Origin of the sequence: Flagellimonas pelagia (assembly GCF_003584135.1) — a bacterium.
In the GTDB taxonomy this organism is placed as follows: Bacteria; Bacteroidota; Bacteroidia; order Flavobacteriales; family Flavobacteriaceae; genus Flagellimonas; species Flagellimonas pelagia.
In genome coordinates this window covers 1-16,850 of the sequence record NZ_QXFI01000026.1, presented here as the reverse complement: position 1 = coordinate 16,850, position 16,850 = coordinate 1, and the positions used below count along the sequence as shown (strand labels likewise).

The 16,850-nt window shown below is 45.0% G+C and carries 15 protein-coding genes and 1 tRNA gene; 4 read left to right on the top strand and 12 right to left on the bottom strand.

Going from position 1 to position 16,850, the window contains the following annotated elements; translation table 11 throughout:
• Nucleotides 1-2 precede the first annotated feature (2 nt).
• Complete coding sequence (locus D2V05_RS10165) at nucleotides 3-2,453, top strand: FtsX-like permease family protein (protein WP_119647480.1); 2,451 nt, start codon at nucleotides 3-5, stop codon at nucleotides 2,451-2,453.
• 18 nt (nucleotides 2,454-2,471) lie between these two features.
• A complete protein-coding gene (locus D2V05_RS10160; protein WP_119640930.1) occupies nucleotides 2,472-3,134 on the top strand; it encodes an ABC transporter ATP-binding protein in 663 nt (220 codons plus the stop codon).
• Between the two features lie 111 nt (nucleotides 3,135-3,245).
• Here the strand turns inward: D2V05_RS10160 and D2V05_RS10155 are convergent, their stop codons facing one another.
• The 7 genes from D2V05_RS10155 to pdxA form a co-directional block, all read right to left on the bottom strand.
• Entirely contained in the window at nucleotides 3,246-4,364 is a 1,119-nt protein-coding gene (locus D2V05_RS10155; RefSeq protein ID WP_119647479.1) for an NAD(P)/FAD-dependent oxidoreductase, read from the bottom strand.
• Between the two features lie 35 nt (nucleotides 4,365-4,399).
• Nucleotides 4,400-5,758, bottom strand: coding sequence for an acetyl-CoA carboxylase biotin carboxylase subunit (gene accC / locus D2V05_RS10150; protein WP_119647478.1), 1,359 nt, complete (start codon nucleotides 5,756-5,758; stop codon nucleotides 4,400-4,402).
• A gap of 89 nt (nucleotides 5,759-5,847) precedes the next feature.
• A complete protein-coding gene (gene accB / locus D2V05_RS10145) occupies nucleotides 5,848-6,333 on the bottom strand; it encodes an acetyl-CoA carboxylase biotin carboxyl carrier protein (protein ID WP_119647477.1) in 486 nt (161 codons plus the stop codon).
• 26 nt (nucleotides 6,334-6,359) lie between these two features.
• Nucleotides 6,360-7,355 (bottom strand): beta-ketoacyl-ACP synthase III, encoded by a 996-nt coding sequence (locus D2V05_RS10140; RefSeq protein ID WP_119640926.1) that lies wholly within the window; start codon nucleotides 7,353-7,355, stop codon nucleotides 6,360-6,362.
• A gap of 174 nt (nucleotides 7,356-7,529) precedes the next feature.
• Nucleotides 7,530-7,730: a 50S ribosomal protein L32 gene (gene rpmF, locus D2V05_RS10135; protein WP_119640925.1), complete on the bottom strand. Its 201-nt coding sequence runs from the start codon at nucleotides 7,728-7,730 to the stop codon at nucleotides 7,530-7,532.
• A 6-nt stretch (nucleotides 7,731-7,736) separates the two neighbouring features.
• Entirely contained in the window at nucleotides 7,737-8,270 is a 534-nt protein-coding gene (locus tag D2V05_RS10130; RefSeq protein ID WP_119647476.1) for a YceD family protein, read from the bottom strand.
• A gap of 110 nt (nucleotides 8,271-8,380) precedes the next feature.
• Nucleotides 8,381-9,433, bottom strand: a complete 1,053-nt coding sequence (pdxA, locus tag D2V05_RS10125) for a 4-hydroxythreonine-4-phosphate dehydrogenase PdxA (protein ID WP_119647475.1) — start codon at nucleotides 9,431-9,433, stop codon at nucleotides 8,381-8,383.
• A gap of 58 nt (nucleotides 9,434-9,491) precedes the next feature.
• On the opposite strand from pdxA, the gene D2V05_RS10120 reads away from it, so the two are divergent.
• On the top strand, nucleotides 9,492-10,082 hold the full coding sequence (locus D2V05_RS10120; RefSeq protein ID WP_119647474.1) for a riboflavin synthase: 591 nt from the start codon (nucleotides 9,492-9,494) through the stop codon (nucleotides 10,080-10,082).
• Here the strand turns inward: D2V05_RS10120 and D2V05_RS10115 are convergent.
• Nucleotides 10,079-11,887 carry a sodium:solute symporter family protein gene (locus tag D2V05_RS10115; RefSeq protein WP_119647473.1) on the bottom strand — a complete coding sequence of 603 codons (1,809 nt, stop codon included), beginning with the start codon at nucleotides 11,885-11,887 and terminating at the stop codon, nucleotides 10,079-10,081. The two genes, D2V05_RS10120 and D2V05_RS10115, sit on opposite strands and share 4 nt — an antisense overlap.
• 68 nt (nucleotides 11,888-11,955) lie before the next feature.
• Between D2V05_RS10115 and D2V05_RS10110 the strand changes: the two genes are divergently transcribed.
• Nucleotides 11,956-12,711: a sulfite exporter TauE/SafE family protein gene (locus tag D2V05_RS10110; RefSeq protein WP_119647472.1), complete on the top strand. Its 756-nt coding sequence runs from the start codon at nucleotides 11,956-11,958 to the stop codon at nucleotides 12,709-12,711.
• A gap of 135 nt (nucleotides 12,712-12,846) precedes the next feature.
• Here D2V05_RS10110 and D2V05_RS10105 read toward each other — a convergent pair.
• The 4 genes from D2V05_RS10105 to D2V05_RS10090 all read right to left on the bottom strand — a co-directional run.
• A tRNA-Arg gene (locus D2V05_RS10105) sits at nucleotides 12,847-12,919 on the bottom strand.
• Between the two features lie 275 nt (nucleotides 12,920-13,194).
• Nucleotides 13,195-15,810 (bottom strand): M14 family metallopeptidase, encoded by a 2,616-nt coding sequence (locus tag D2V05_RS10100; RefSeq protein ID WP_119647471.1) that lies wholly within the window; start codon nucleotides 15,808-15,810, stop codon nucleotides 13,195-13,197.
• Between the two features lie 207 nt (nucleotides 15,811-16,017).
• On the bottom strand, nucleotides 16,018-16,671 hold the full coding sequence (locus D2V05_RS10095) for a gluconate 2-dehydrogenase subunit 3 family protein (RefSeq protein WP_119647470.1): 654 nt from the start codon (nucleotides 16,669-16,671) through the stop codon (nucleotides 16,018-16,020).
• The coding region (locus D2V05_RS10090; protein ID WP_147378257.1) for a GMC oxidoreductase at nucleotides 16,671-16,850 on the bottom strand (180 nt) is incomplete at its 5' end. The genes D2V05_RS10095 and D2V05_RS10090, both read right to left, overlap by 1 nt.

Sequence of the window (16,850 nt, the reverse complement as noted above, 5' to 3'; positions counted from 1 at the left end):
CCATGATCAAAAAATATCTGATAACAACCTTTCGGCACCTGCGGCGAAAAAGATTATTCACTGCGCTGAACATTTTTGGTCTGGCCATTGGCATCAGTGTTTGTTGGGTCATCTATCGTATTGTTTCATACGAGTATAGCTACGACAAAAACCTGGTCCAAAAGGAAAAAATCTATCGGGTTGTGTCGGGCTTTGTGTTTGACGAAAAAGAAAGCTACAACGGAGGCGCCTCAAAACCTCTGTACCAAGGTATTCGTGAGCAGATGGATGGATTGGAGCATGTCGTCCCTGTATTTGAAAATACATTTAGGAGTGTCGAGGTAGACAATCCGCCTGGGAGTCCATTAAGATTCGATGACCAAAAAGGAGTGGCCGCGATTGATTCTGCTTACTTTAATTTTTTGGAGTACCGCTGGCTCTCGGGAACCAAATCTTCTTTTTTGGATAATCCCAATAGTGTTGTGCTTACCGAAGATAGGGCCAAACAGTATTTCCCTGACCAGGCACCAAATGAAATTCTGGATAGGACCATAACCTATTATAGTTATAGGGATACCATTACCCGGACGGTCGCCGGAGTAGTGGCCAATTTGCCCCAACCTACGGAGTTCAATTCCCAAGAATTTGTGCCGCTGCCCTATATCGCATATGACTTGAATATATGGACAAACACCAATGGTTCGGATAGACTTTATCTTCAACTTGACGAAGCTTCTAACCCTGCAATCATTGCTGAGCAAGTTGATGATATTATTCAACGTAAAACCAGGGAATGGAGAGATCAATCGGAAAACACCTTCAATTTTAAACGTTGGATAGAATTACTGCCTTTGGGTGAATCTCATTTTGCAACCCATATTAGGGAGAGCAATATTAGAAAGGCGAGTAAACCTGTTCTTTATGGATTGATGGGCATTGCCCTGTTCCTTTTGGTGCTGGCCTGTATCAACTATATTAATATGAGCGTTGCAGGCATTCCTCAGCGCACCAAGGAAATTGGGGTTCGCAAGACCTTGGGTAGCAATAAAAAACAGTTGATCACCCAATTTTTTTTGGAAACCTTGGTGACCACCGTTTTGGCCGGAATCTTATCCCTTGTATTGACTAAGTTGGTTTTCTGGTTGCTGAAAGATATTATTCCCGAGGGGATAACACCTTTTGCAAATATTCTTGAGTATATCGGTTTCCTTCTTTTATTAAGTATTTTGGTGGCTATTCTGGCTGGTTTGTATCCCGGTTGGTTGATTACTAGGGTCAATGCCATCAATGTTTTTAGAAGTACTTCCCTACAGACCAAGGGCAGTAAAGGGTTTAACCTGCAAAAAGCACTGATTGTATTTCAGTTTGTCATTGCCTTGGTATTCATTACATCCGCCCTCATCATTGGCAAACAATTGCAATACTCCATCAAATCGGATATGGGTTTCAACAAAGACGCCGTTGTTTTGGTACAGGTTCCCTATAGATATGTCTTTGAAGACAAATATGATGGCAAACAGTTCCCCTTGTTGGAAGAGCTCAAAACGATATCCGGCATCCAAAATGTCTCCTTAGGTGCAGCCCCCCTATCGGAAGGATATGCATCAAGCGCATACGAATATAGTGAAGAGGGAAAGCCGGCGATCTCTAGACAGGTTTTCAAAAAGTGGGTGGATACTTCGTATGTAAATCTTTACAACTTGAAAGTGTTGGCGGGAAGAAATCTCCATGAGTCCGATACCCCAACGGAATATGTGATCAATGAGACAGCAGTAAAGGCATTTGGTTTTGCCTCGCCCCAAGAGGCTTTGGGAAAATTCATTGGCCAGAAAGACGAAAAGCTTCCCATTGTGGGTGTGGTCAATGACTTCCATATGCGCGATTTCTATGAATCCATAGATCCTATGGCCTTTCAAATGGAAAAAAGCAACCTTACAAACTTCAATATAAAACTAACATCCAACACGGATCAATGGCAAAACACTTTAAGTGAAATTGAGCAGAAATGGTATCGCTTTTATCCGCCGGAAAGTTTTTCCTATACTTTTTATGACGAATCTATAGAGCAGATGTACAAACAAGAAAGGCAATTGGCCACTTTGGTGAACCTTGCTACTTTTGTTTCCATATTCATCAGTTGCTTGGGGCTGTTCGGCCTAGCTGTGTTGACCGCCTTTCAGCGCACCAAGGAAATAGGGATACGAAAAGTTATGGGAGCTTCTGTTGAGGGAATTGTCCGTTTACTTTCCAAAGAGTACATTGTGTTGGTCATCATTGCTTTGGTCTTTGCTTCGCCCATTGCTTGGTTTGCCATGGATAAATGGTTGGAAAAATTTGCCTATCGCATACAAATAGAATGGTGGATGTTTTTGTTGGCTGGTGTAGCCGCGATTACCATTGCCCTGCTCACGGTAGGTTATCAGGCCATTAAAGCGGCCATTGCCAATCCCGTAAAAAGTTTAAGAACCGAATAGAATAAAAAAAATCATATCATGCTATTACAACTGAACAACATATTCAAATGGGTCAACTCTGGGGGCCAACGTATCTTTTTGTTGAAAGACATCAATCTCGAAGTAGAGGAAGGGGAGTTCATTTCCATCATGGGACCCTCGGGATCTGGAAAATCCACTTTGCTCAACGTCATCGGGATGCTTGATGCCTTTGACGAAGGAGAGTACAATTTTCTGGAGGAATCGGTACATGACCTCAAGGAAAAACACCGAGCCAATCTGTACAAGGAATACATCGGTTTTGTGTTCCAATCCTACCATCTGTTAGACGAGTTGACTGTTCAAGAAAACCTTGAAATGCCCTTGATCTATAAAAAATTCAAAGGGTCAGAACGTAAAGCCATGGTGGCCGATATGCTCGATAGATTCAGCATCGTGGGTAAAAAGGACCTGTTTCCTGCACAGTTGAGTGGAGGTCAGCAGCAATTGGTGGGCATTGCACGGGCTTTGATTTCCAATCCAAAGTTAATTTTGGCCGATGAGCCTACAGGTAATCTCAACTCCAAACAGGGGGAAGAAATTATGGAGCTTTTCAAACAATTGAACGAAGAAGGTGTCACCATCATCCAAGTAACCCACTCCGAGAAAAATGCGGAATATGGTTCACGTATCATCAACCTTTTGGATGGAAGGATGATCTGATAAGAAAGATCAAGTGTCAAGAGACAAGAATCAAGACCAAGTGGTCCCAATTTGTGGGTATTTGTGCAATTCGTGTCAATACCTCTTGCTTTATAGCGTAAATTTCCTGTCTCAATCGGCTAATTCGGCGAGTTCTTTGCCAACAAGACTGCCCAAAGCCACACCCATTCCTCCTAGGCGGACACCACCATAGATGGAGTTGGAAATACGCTTGACTATCGGGGTCTTTTGACCCCCGACTCCCATGATGCCGCTCCATCTTCGGTCGATTTTCACCTTTTGATGGGGCAGTATCATTTCCTTTAGTAATTCTTCCAATTTGTCTTGAATGATTGGTGTCTGACCAAATTCAGTAGTTTCTTCCCCTTTAAAATCGAGGTTGCGACCACCCCCAAAAAGAATGCGGTCGTCTATGTTCCTGAAATAATAATAGCCCTCGTCAAAATGGAAGGTTCCCTTGATTTTCAGGTTTTTTATGGGCTCCGTCACCAACACCTGGGCACGTGCCGGTTGAATGGTCTCCGTGGGTAAAAGTTTGGAAGCAAAACCATTGGTGGCTACAAAGACTTTTTTGGAAGAAAACTCAAAATCCTTGGTGATAATGGTTGCACCTTGATCGGTTTGTAGAACCTCATCAACCTCCACACCGTTCAAAATGGGGATATCCATGGACAGACATTTTTGAATCAGTGTCTGCATCATCTTGCCCGTATCCAATTGTCCTTCAAACTGATGGGTAATGTATTGTTCCTTAATGTTCCCGAAACCAAAAATATTGTTGTTCGTCATAAACGGGTTTTGTCCAAAAACAGGTTGAAGCATGTTGTTCAACCGCCCCATTTCATCCTGACATTTTTCGTACAATTCGGAATTGTGTTCCACAAAAAGTTCATGTCCTCCATGCTGTTCAAAACCAATGGCTTGGTTGCCTAAAAGCTGGCGGAGGTATTGAATGCCGTCCCAACGCTTCTGCACCAATTGCACCACTTCTTCTTCAGAATGGGACTTGAGATCGGACAAAATCTCTGAAATGCTTCCAAAACAGGCAAAACCAGCATTCTTGGTACTTGCTCCTTGTGGAAGACTTCCTTTTTCCAACACCAATATGGAACTCTTGGGATGCTCCTGCTTAAGATGAATGGCACAGTTCAATCCAACAATCCCACTGCCAATAACGGTAAAATCCACATGGGAGAACCACGTCTTATATTCCCAATAGCTCAGTTGCATAAAATAAAAACCCCGACTTTCATCGGGGTCTCAAATTAATGTTCGTCTTGATATTTTGGGTCCATCTTGAAACCTTCCATGAACTTGGTGGTATAGTTACCCGCCAAATAATCGGGATGGTCCATCAACTGTCGATGGAACGGAATAGTCGTCTTAATACCTTCGATCACAAACTCGTCCAAGGCTCTTCGCATTTTGTTGATGGCCTCTTCCCTGGTCTGGGCCGTGGTAATCAACTTGGCGATCATGGAATCGTAGTTTGGCGGAATCACATAACCACTGTACACGTGTGTGTCCAAACGAACCCCATGACCTCCTGGAGTATGAAGTGTCGTAATCCTTCCTGGTGATGGCCTAAAGTCGTTATAAGGGTCTTCGGCATTGATCCTACACTCGATGGAATGCAATTTTGGATAATAGTTCTTCCCAGAAATCGGTACACCGCCAGCAACCAAAATTTGCTCGCGGATCAAATCATAATCCACCACTTGTTCGGTAATGGGGTGCTCTACTTGAATACGGGTATTCATCTCCATAAAGTAGAAGTTTCGGTGTTTGTCCACCAAAAACTCTATGGTTCCCGCTCCCTCATATTTGATGTACTCTGCAGCTTTTACAGCCGCCTTTCCCATTTCATCACGAAGGGTATCCGTCATAAATGGCGACGGGGTTTCCTCGGTCAACTTTTGGTGACGACGCTGAACGGAACAATCCCTTTCGGAAAGGTGGCATGCTTTTCCATATTGATCACCCACCACCTGAATCTCAATGTGACGGGGTTCCTCGATAAGCTTCTCCATGTACATACCACCATTGCCAAAGGCGGCTGTGGCTTCTTTTACAGCGCTTTCGAAGTTCTTTTCAATCTCCTCTTCGGACCAAATAGCGCGCATACCCTTACCACCACCACCGGCAGTGGCCTTGATCATGACGGGATAGCCCATTTTCTTGGCTTCCTTTTTAGCGTGTTCTACATCCTTCAAAAGTCCTTCGGAACCCGGAACCGTGGGTACTCCTGCTTTTCTCATGGTTTCCTTGGCCGTGGCCTTGTCGCCCATTTTTTCTATCTGTTCCCCGGAGGCTCCAATAAACTTGATATCGTGCTCTGCACAAATCTTGGAAAATTTAGCATTTTCGGAAAGGAACCCATATCCTGGGTGGATGGCATCAGCATTGGTAATTTCCGCAGCGGCAATAATGTTGGGAATCTTCAAATACGACTCGCTGCTAGGTGCGGGGCCAATACAAACAGCCTCATCCGCAAACCGTACGTGTAGGCTTTCCTCATCTGCTTTGGAATACACTGCAACAGTCTTGATGCCCATTTCCTTACAGGTACGTATAATGCGCAAGGCTATCTCGCCCCTATTTGCAATCAATATTTTTTTAAACATAGAATACAATTTTAAATTCTGGATTCTAAATTTTAAATGGTTTTAAATAACTAACACTTAGTCACTTAAAATTTAGCACTTAAAATTATCTATGATGGGTCTACCAAGAACAAGGGTTGGTCAAATTCCACAGGAGAGGAATCATCCACCAATATCTTAACGATCTTTCCTGAAACTTCAGACTCAATGTCATTAAAAAGTTTCATGGCCTCGATCACACAAAGCACATCGCCCTTGCTGATATTGCTCCCCACTTCCACAAAAGCGGGTTTGTCCGGTGATGGTTTTCTGTAGAATGTTCCTATGATAGGGGATTTTATGGTAATGTATTTGGAATCTTCCGCCTTGGGGGCTTGGGCGGCCGGAACGGCTGCTTCCGTTGCAACTGGCGCTTGTGCAGCCGGAGTGGCCGGTGCATGTGCCATTGGTATCTGTTGCACAATCGTTGTTTCTGGATAGTTTGAATCGGATCCTGTGCGGATGGTGATCTTAAAATCCTCCATCTCCAGCTTTACCTCACTGGCTCCCGATTTGGCCACAAACTTGATTAAATTCTGAATTTCCTTAATGTCCATCGAATATGTTTTTGTTAGTTGTGTGATTAAGAATTATAGGCCCATTTCAAATATATGGCTCCCCAAGTAAATCCTCCCCCGAAAGCGGCAAAAATTAAATTGTCGCCTTTTTTCAATTGCTTCTCGTAGTCGAACAACAACAGGGGCAATGTAGCAGAGGTGGTATTTCCGTAACGGTCAATATTCACCATGACTTTTTCGGGCTCTACACCCATTCTGTTGGCCGTGGCATCGATAATCCTTCTGTTGGCCTGGTGCGGCACCAACCATTGCACATCTTCATGGGTGAGGTTGTTCCTTTCCATAATCAACGCGGACACATCGGCCATATTGGAAACGGCAAACTTGAACACGGATTTGCCGTCCTGATATACAAAATGTTGTTTGTTCTTAACCGTTTCTTCCGACGCCGGTAAAATGGAACCTCCCGCATCAATCTTAAGGAACTGCCTTCCTATACCGTCCGAACGGAGGTATTCATCCTGCACTCCCAATCCTTCCTCATTGGGTTCGAAAAGTACGGCACCGGCACCATCACCAAAAATGATACATGTGGTCCTGTCCGTGTAATCGAGGATGGAGGACATCTTGTCCGCCCCGATCAACAACACTTTTTTGTATTTGCCAGACTCAATATAACTTGCCGCAGTGGACATGCCATATAAAAAGCTGGAACAGGCCGCCTGCAGGTCGTATGCAAAGGCGTTCACAGCGCCGATTTCCGAAGCCACATAGGCCGCAGTGGCGGCAACAGGCAAATCGGGAGTGGCGGTGGCCACCAATACAAAGTCTATTTCAGATGGATCCACGCCACTTTTTTGAATCAAATCTTCCGCAGCCTTGATGGCCATAAAAGATGTTCCGGCATTTTCCTCTTTTAAGATTCTTCTCTCTTTGATTCCAGTTCGTGTGGTTATCCATTCATCATTGGTATCTACCATGGTTTCCAATATTTTATTGGAAAGAATGAAATCTGGAACATATCCTCCTACAGCTGTAATCGCTGCCGTTGTTTTCTTCATTTTTAGCCTCTCTTTATTGTCAAAAACTTTGAAATTTGACCCAAAAGCGGTGAAAATTAGTCAATTTATATGACTTTCCCGTTAAAAATGGCCCGTTTTTAAATTTAACTATGGTCCATAAAAAAACTCCCGTTGTTACGCAACGGGAGTCGGTCTATTTTATAGGAAATGCGATTAAGCTGCAGTTTCTTCCTCTGCTTTGTCGATCAAAACCTGGCCTCGGTAATACAATTTACCTTCGTGCCAGTGCGCTCTGTGGTACAAGTGCATCTCACCTGTTACACTATCTTTGGCGATGGTCGGCGCAACTGCTTTGTAGTGGGTTCTTCTCTTGTCCCTTCTGGTTTTTGATGTCTTTCTTTTAGGATGTGCCATTATAACCTATTTATCCGTTAGTAACTTTTTTAAATCGTCCCATCTGGGATCTGTTTTTTCTGCTGGTTTTTTATTCTCTTTTGGCTGGAGTTCTTCCAGCTTGTCCAAGATGTCCGATTTTAGGGTTCCGTCCTCAACTCCAGGATGCACCCGTTTCTGTGGAACGGCCAGTACCAACATTTCATAGATGTACTGTGCAATGTTGATCTGATATTCTCCATGGGGAATGATCAGGATCTCATCATCTTCATCATTGTACTCCTCTCCAAATTTGATGACGAGATGCAATTCCGATTCGATAGGTTGATCAAAGGGTTCCCCAGTAAGGTCACAGTCCACGTTGACGGTTCCCTCAGCCTCAATCCTCAATTCCATCATGTTGCTCATCTTTTCCAAGATGGCTTTGGTATGGATTGAAGCTCCGCTAAACTCTTGGTAATCAAAAGATTCAAAGAACGCATTGTCAATCTCGTACACAAATTCATGTTTTCCCAACTTCAGACCTGAAAAAGGGATATTAAACTCTTTCAGCTTCATCATTTCTACACTTAAGGTTTGTGTACCAGCCTCTAAAGGCGGGTGCAAAGATACTACTTATTTACAAAACTGCAATTCCAACACCAACAAATATCCACATTTCGCGCAACTTTTTAGCCGCCGCGCTTGACCTTTTGCTTTTGAAGTGGATTTTTAGTCAATTCCATATACTCCATCCGGTTCCTAAATACCTGAATTGCGGTGAATACCGCTTCCTTGAACGAACTCTCGTCCGCCTGGCCTTTTCCCGCAATTTCATAGGCGGTTCCGTGATCGGGCGATGTTCGCACCTTGGCCAATCCTGCGGTATAGTTCACCCCTTTTCCAAAGGAAAGGGTCTTGAACGGAATCAGGCCTTGATCGTGATAGGCAGCCAACACGGCATCAAAATTTTGGTGGGTATTCGAACCAAAAAAACTATCGGCCGAATACGGTCCGTACACCAGAGTGCCTTTGTTGAAAAGTTCTTGGATCACCGGTTTCAATATCTTGTCGTCCTCTTCCCCTATGGTCCCATTATCACCGCTATGCGGGTTTATCCCTAACAAGGCAATCTTTGGCCTGCGGATCCCAAAATCCATTTGAAGCGATTTTTCCATAATCGCAACCTTGTTGCGAATCAATTTTGCCGTTATGGCCTGTGCCACATCCTTTACCGCAATATGATCGGTCAGCAATCCTACACGAAGCCCATCTGCCACCATGAACATTAAGCTTTCCCCTTTCAGTTCTTGGGCCAAATAGTCGGTATGGCCGGGAAATTTAAAATCATCGGCCTGTATGTTGTTCTTGTTGATGGGCGCCGTGACCAATACGTCGATTTCGCCATCTTTTAAAGCTCTTACCGCCGCCTTTAGGGATTGAATGGCCAGAGCCCCTGCTTCTTTGGTGGCCTGTCCGTATTCAATATGGGGAGCCTCTTTCCAGACGTTCACAATGTTGATCTTTCCTTCCAAGGCTTGGGAGGCATCCCTTACCCCGTTGAAAGTGATATCGATTCCCAAATCGTTCTTTTGTTGGGATATGGTCTTATTCGATGCAAATAGGATCGGGGTGCAAAAATCCAACATCCTTGCATCCTCAAAGGTTTTGAGTGCCACTTCGCACCCGATGCCGTTGATGTCACCAATGGAAATCCCCAGCTTTATTTTTTGCGTTTCCTCCATATAATCAATGCCGTTATGGCTACTTTTGCAATACAAAACTAGTCAATTAATAATACACATGTTCACAGGGATCATAGAGACTTTGGGTAAAGTTGAAAAGCTTGAAAAAGAAGGGGGTAATCTGCACATCACCATTTCTTCGGATATTACATCGGAACTAAAAATAGATCAAAGCGTTGCCCATAACGGAGTGTGTTTAACAGTGGTTTCCTTGAGGGATGACCAATATACCGTTACCGCCATAGAAGAAACCCTGAACAAGACCAACCTTGATGAACTCACCTTGGAAAATGAGGTAAATCTAGAGCGTGCCATGGTGCTAGGCGCCCGTTTGGACGGCCATATTGTTCAAGGTCACGTGGATCAGACAGCCGTTTGTGCCTCCATTGAACAAAAGGATGGCAGCTGGGTTTTCACTTTTACCTATGATACCGACCTCAACAATGTGACCATTGAAAAAGGATCCATTACCGTGGATGGGGTTAGCTTGACCGTTGTGGATTCCCAAAAAGACCGCTTTAGTGTGGCCATCATTCCTTATACCTATGAGCACACCCGTTTCCATACCTACAAAGTAGGCACAACGGTTAACCTAGAGTTTGATGTAGTTGGAAAATATGTGTCTAGGCTGTTGGAACTTCGGGATTAAAAAACGTTTTTCATTCCTTTCCAAACCCTTAAGAGCACAAAGGCAGAAACCACAACCAAGGCAGTAAGGCCCATGGCCAACTTGTAATCTCCATAAATCCAATACCCTGTGGCAAACATAATGGAGTAAATCAGCACAACACCGGCCAGCATGGCCTTTATGCCTGATGGCACACTCCATTTTTCATTGGTCTTGACGATTTCCACATGTTCTTTTTTGGCTTCATCCACAACCTTGGCCCATCCTGGACCACCAGGCTGAATCTTTAGATAGAAACTTCGCAGTACCTCTTTGCTTTCGGGCTGGGTCACAAATGTGGCCGTTAACCAGATAATGGAGGTCACTACCATAATAAAAGGTAAATCGGCCCACTCTGGGAAAACTCCGGTTTCAGGGGCAAACAAAACTTCTCGTAGGGAAGTGGTTTCCAATAACACTGCCAAAATTCCCGAAGAAAACATGGCGGTAATTTCACTCCATGCATTGATACGCCACCAGAACCAACGTAAAATGAAGATAAGTCCCGTTCCGGCACCAAAGGACAACAATAGGTTGAACACTCCCATGGCATCCTGTAGGGCCAAGGCCAAAAATGCACTCAACACCATTAATAGCACCGTGGACAACCTCCCCACGTTAACCATTTGTTTTTCCGAAGCATTAGGGTTTATCTGCTGTTTGTAAAAGTCATAAACGATATAGGATGACCCCCAGTTCAATTGGGTGGAAATGGTGGACATGTACGCGGCTACGAGTGAGGCCAGAACAACCCCCAAAAGACCCGTAGGTAATTTTGTCATCATTGCTGAATATGCCAAATCATGCCCCAATTTATCCGGCGTGACATTGGGGAATGCTTCATGGATACTGGCAACATCGGGATAAATCACCAACGAGGCCAAAGCCACCAAAATCCATGGCCACGGACGAAGGGCATAGTGCATGATATTAAAAAAGAAAGTGGCGCCAATGGCATGATTTTCATTTTTTGCTGCCAACATTCGCTGTGCGATATAGCCCCCGCCCCCAGGTTCTCCCCCTGGGTACCATGAACTCCACCATTGAACCGCCAAAGGTATGATCAATGCCGTGATCAGTGCTTTTTTATCGTTGAAATCAGGAAGTATGCTCAATTTTCCTTTTACATTCTCATTTTCCAGCACTGCTTGCAAACCACCTACTTCTGGTAGATTAACCAAATAAATCGCTGCTCCTATGGCTCCAGCCATGGCCACGAAAAAGAGAAAGAAATCACTATAGACCACACCCTTAAACCCGCCTAGGGCACTAAAAATAACGGTAATTAGGCCGGCACTTACCACCGTAACCCAAGGATCTAGGCCCAACATGACACCTCCAATCTTTATGGCCGCCAAAGTAACCGAGGCCATGGTAATCACATTAAATAATACCCCAAGATAAATGGCCCTGAACTTTCTTAAAAAACTGGCGGGTTTGCCTCCATATCGAATGGCATAAAACTCCAGATCCGTATTCACATTAGATTTCCTCCAAAGCTTTGCATATACAAAAACGGTCAACATCCCCGTCAACAAAAAACACCACCAGCCCCAGTTGGCGGAAACCCCATTGGAACGAACCAAATTGGTCACCAAATTAGGGGTGTCCGTAGAAAATGTGGTGGCCACCATGGACAAACCCAAGAGCCACCAGGGCATACTGCGCCCCGATAAAAAGTATTCTGCTGAATCCTTTCCGGATTTTTTGGATACGTAGATTCCGATAAAAAGTACTAGGGCAAAAAACCCAAAAATGATAATGTAATCTATAAGATGAAGTTCCATACGTTTGGTTTGGCAAGAGATAAAGATAGTTTTTTTGGGTTACTTTTGTATACGACCAATGCTTCTTCATGCTACTTTCTTCCCTTTCCAATGTTTCAATAACCGCTTGGACCATGGCCGCCACCGCAGTTTTCCTCATGGGTGTGTCCAAAGCAGGCCTCAAGGGAATGTCCATTTTTAATGTAACCCTGATGGCACTTGCCTTCGGTTCCCGCGCTTCGACCGGACTTTTTATTCCCTTATTATTGGTAGGTGATGTGTTTGCAGTGGTCTATTACAATCGACATACCCAATGGAAATATATTTTGAAGTTTATTCCCTGGATGATCCTTGGCATCTTGGTTGGGGTGATAATCGGTAAGGACCTTCCGGAAAGAGAGTTCAAATGGGGGATGGCCATTGTTATTTTTTTGAGTTTGGGCATGTTGATCTGGTGGGATAGGAGAAAATCGGAAAAAGTGCCCACCTATTGGTTGTTTTCCGGCTCCATTGGCATCTTGGCGGGTATTTGTACCATGATCGGAAATTTGGCCGGGGCCTTCACCAATATTTTCTTTTTGGCCATGCGCTTGCCAAAAAACGAATTTGTCGGCACGGCGGCCTGGTTATTCTTGATCACCAATCTTTTTAAACTGCCCTTCCATATTTGGGTATGGAACACCATTTCCGAAGAAAGTCTCGCCATCAATCTACGGTTGCTCCCTGCCATTTTTGCAGGGCTCTTTTTGGGTGTGTTCTTGGTGAAAAAAATCAACGAAAAAAATTACAAGCGCTTTATTTTGATCGTAACGGCCATAGGTGCCATTGCGATTCTTTTTAGGTAATTTTGAGTTTATTTTGTCGATACCTCTAAAAGTCAGATTTGTTCATATTTAAGCTATTGGAGGAAAAGAGTTAAATTGCCTTTTTCCATATCTTTATAAATATAAAAGGGAGGAAAAATATCCCTCCCTTTATTGTAGCTCCGACAGGATTCCAACCTGTAACCTATGCCTTCGTACAGCATTGTTCTATGCATTGAACTACGGAGCTTTTAAGGACTGTCTGCACACAGTCCTTTTTATTTTTGATTAGATAAAATTATGGTTTTGAATTGATTCCATATTGAAAAACCAGTCACCTGATTTCCACAGGAACTCAACAATTAAATTGTTGACAACCCTACATTTCCGTTGATAAAGCCTGCCTTTCAGTACAAAAAGTCGAATAAAAAGTTGTCCTTTTTAATTGTGGATAACATGTTGAAAGTGAAAACTAAAAAGCCCCATCCATTTGGATGGGGCTTTTATACTTATATAAGGTTCTTCCTATTCCGAAGCTCCTTCATAAATTGCATTGAAAATCAATTTGTAGGTTCCCCTTGGTTGCCCACGGAACTGTGGCCTAAAGGCAAACAAGATACAGGTGCCCTTACCGTACTTGGCCTCAACCAAGGCAGGTTTCTTGGCAATGTAGCGCTCTTCACCCATGGCCCAACCACTCATTAGCAGGTTCTTGGCTGCATACGTGGCAATGACTTTTACATCAGGGGCTGGGGCATCCTTGATGTCCTCTTTGCCTCCCTCTCCAGATTTTCTTTGCTTGTCGATCACAAAAGCACGACTTCTATTGAACGAAACCGCAACGGTGTCCTTCATCCCGAACGCTAAAGGATTCGTGGTGTCAATCCCTGTTCTGATCAACGACCCGGGAATAAAGAAGTCTTTGCTGTCCGCACCTTCCACTGCATCACGCAAAGGCAAACCAAATTGTTCGATGACAAAATCGCTGGCCTCATCAAAAGCGATCAAGGTACCTCCTTCTTCCACATAGTTGCTCAATGCCATGGAACCGTCCAATCCAACACCACCTGTAAACTGTTCGGGCATATCCAATACGCTGTTGCCATGCAAAATGGAGCCAGGTCTTTGGGACGGTATGATGATGGCGTCGTATTTGGACAAATCCTTCATTTTGATATCCTTGTCATGAAGGGTATCCAAATCAAAAGCGTACTCGTCCATCACAAAACGGGTCCATCCTTCATCCATATTGGAAACCCAAGATTTATAGAGCCCAACTTTTGGTAAGTGGATCTTGGTCAGTTGTACTTCTGGCTTGGCCATCAATCCCGTAAATTCCAAACCATATTCCTTGGACAAAGATTCCATTAGAGCCTTGTCGCCAGAAACTACGAAAGAACCCGCGGGAAAGGTCTCTTTTCCAGATTTGAACTCTGTCATGGCCCTGTAGGCCGTTCCTCCAGCCTTCAATATTTTATTGGTGGCAGCCACGGATGCATTGGTGTTCACACTAAGGGCATATCCGAAAGATCCATTTTTGTTTACGCTTCCTTCATAATAATCCACCTGCCCTGAAACTTTTTCGGTTGGGGCCTTAAAAGGTTCCGCAATTTTGTCCACATCGATGCCCATTTGCATAGGTAAGGTCCATCCGGCCAAATCATAAGGGGTGTCCGGTGGCCCTCCTGGATATTGAAAACGTGTGGGATAGTTCTGCTTTTCCATCAAATCTATCAAGTAGGGTCTAAAGGCTTGGCCTGCATAAATCACGTAGGAACCTTTTTCGTATTTTTTATCATTGACGGTGAAGTCTTTGGCGGCCCTTTCAATTTCAATACCACCACGCAGCAATACGTTGACCAAGTTTACCGCTTCAAAGGAATCCCATTGGTTCTTATCGATGATGTATGCGAAAAGTCCTTCCGTTTCTCCTTTTTCGATAGCGGACCTACCCATTCTATATATATTGTAGAGGTAGCTGCTTCTGCGGTCGGCCGCCAAATCCAAAGTGGCCCATGTACCCACCAACATATAGTCCACAGCATCCCTGAAGTGTGATTCACCACCTTTCCATGGGTCGGGGTACATGATGTCAGTTCCATCGGTCGGGGTGGTTCCCGCAACCGTTTTGGGAAGCTTTTCCGGATCATAAAACCTTGGTGTCGGCGTTGTATGTCCTGTTTCGGTAAGAATACCGATCATGTTGTGGTAATAGGGAACGGTTCGGCCCCCACCATTCCAAAACATGGTGTAGTTGTTATCGGCAATCGCGCCAGGCATGTTTTCCAACGAAAAACGTTTGGACATGGCCGAACCCACTTCACTAACCGCTGAGGTAACCGCCGGATGAATGTTCGGGTTTACGGGATCTGCATAAGGTGGAATGGAAATCTTGGTCCAAGCCGGAGAGGATTGGTGATGGTTGTACACAATCTGTGGATACCATTCGTTGTACAATATTTTGGTTACATTATAGGTTTCCGGCATGTTATTCATGAACCAGTCCCTGTTGTTGTCGTGGCCCATGTAGTAATGATACAAGATGGGTGGCCTGGAGGTTTCATAAGGGGTTCCCAAATTTTTTCGGTACCAGTCCACTACAATATCCAACCCATCGGGGTTCATGACGGGCATGAGAAGTGTGATCACATTTTCCCTGATCCGTTTCATTTCTGCTGTTTCGGAAGTGGCCAAGGTATACGCCAGTTCAGAAGTCATCTGTCCGTGGGCCAATTCTGTAGAGTGCATTCCTCCATCGACCCAAACGATGGCCTTACCTTCTTCCGATAGTTTTACCGCCTCGTCATCACTGATACGAGCACGGGCCAATTTGGCACTGATGTCTTTCCATTTGTCAAGCTGGGCCAAGTTTTCTTCCGTAGAAATAAATAGAAGGTACATTTTGCGGCCAAGGACGGTTTCCCCTATTTCGATTTTTTTGACGCGGTTGGAAGCATTGTCCAACTTAGTCAGATAATCTTCTATTTGGGCATAATCCGCCAATTTGTAGTCGTCTCCTACCCGAAAGCCGTACACGTCTTCGGGGGATGGCACATTTTGCGCAATACTCGTGTATGCACATGCCAAAGACACTGTTGCTGAAAACAGCAATGCCTTGAGGTTTGCAATTTTAAAAGTCATTTTTTTGAATTAGTTAGAATTGAACTGAAATTAAGCATTTGTAGTGAGGAAATTAAATGGCAGCGCATTCAATTGCCTTTACCGATACTTTTTTTGTGGGTTGGTAATCAAGCAAGTTAAAAATCATCAAATTGTCAGGTTTCCTTTTTTATTTTAAAAGGGCCTCCCGTTTCGGGAGGCCCTTTTATTTGTCGTATGTCCCTGTCGCTATTCGGACCAGGCCTTCCCACCGGTGAGTTCCTGTAGGTCCCCACAGCCGATGTACTCCCCTGGGATGGGCAGGTAGGCCAGTACCTCCTCGCCGACCTTCTCAGAGGACTTGTAGGCCCATGTGGCCAGGTCCCTGAGCTCGTTGGCGAAGGTGTAGCGCGCCACCTCGTCGTCCAGGGTGGCCTCGCCCCCCTGCATGATGGCCTGCATGTAGTTCATCACCGCCTCGTTGTGCGCCTGTTCCTCCTCGTCGGTGCGCTTTTTCAGGTAGGTGGCGAGCACCGGCTCGATGTCCGCCGCCTCCAGCTCCGCCAGCTCCGTCTTGCCGGAGCCCTCCAATGCCCTGTCATAGAACTTCTCCATCTTCATCATTGTGAAGTCCCTTTGGTCCAGGGGCATCACCTCGTCCAGATAGGAGTCGATGAAGGCGTGCACGTTCACCTCGGTGGCCGAGGGGGTATCGGTCCTGGGAAGGATCACGTCCAGGGTGGTGGCCAGGGCCTGTCCCTGTCCCTTGTCCAAAAAGCCGGGCGTCCATTCCGCATAGGCCGGTTTGTCCTTGCAGCCCTGGAGCAGGCTTAACAGTGTGGGGGTCGCCACGGCGTAGCCGAAGGCCATCCCCATGTTCTTGAGTGCTGATCTTCTTTCCATTAGATGTTTCCTTTTTTGAGTTCCTGGGCGGCATGGTTGGCGGCCCTTGCGGTGAATGCCATGTAGGTGAGCGAGGGGTTCACGCAGCTGGCAGAGGCCATGAAGGCCCCATCGGTCACGTAGACGTTCTTGCAGGTGTGCACCTGGTTGTTCCCGTTCACCACCGAGGTCTTGGGATC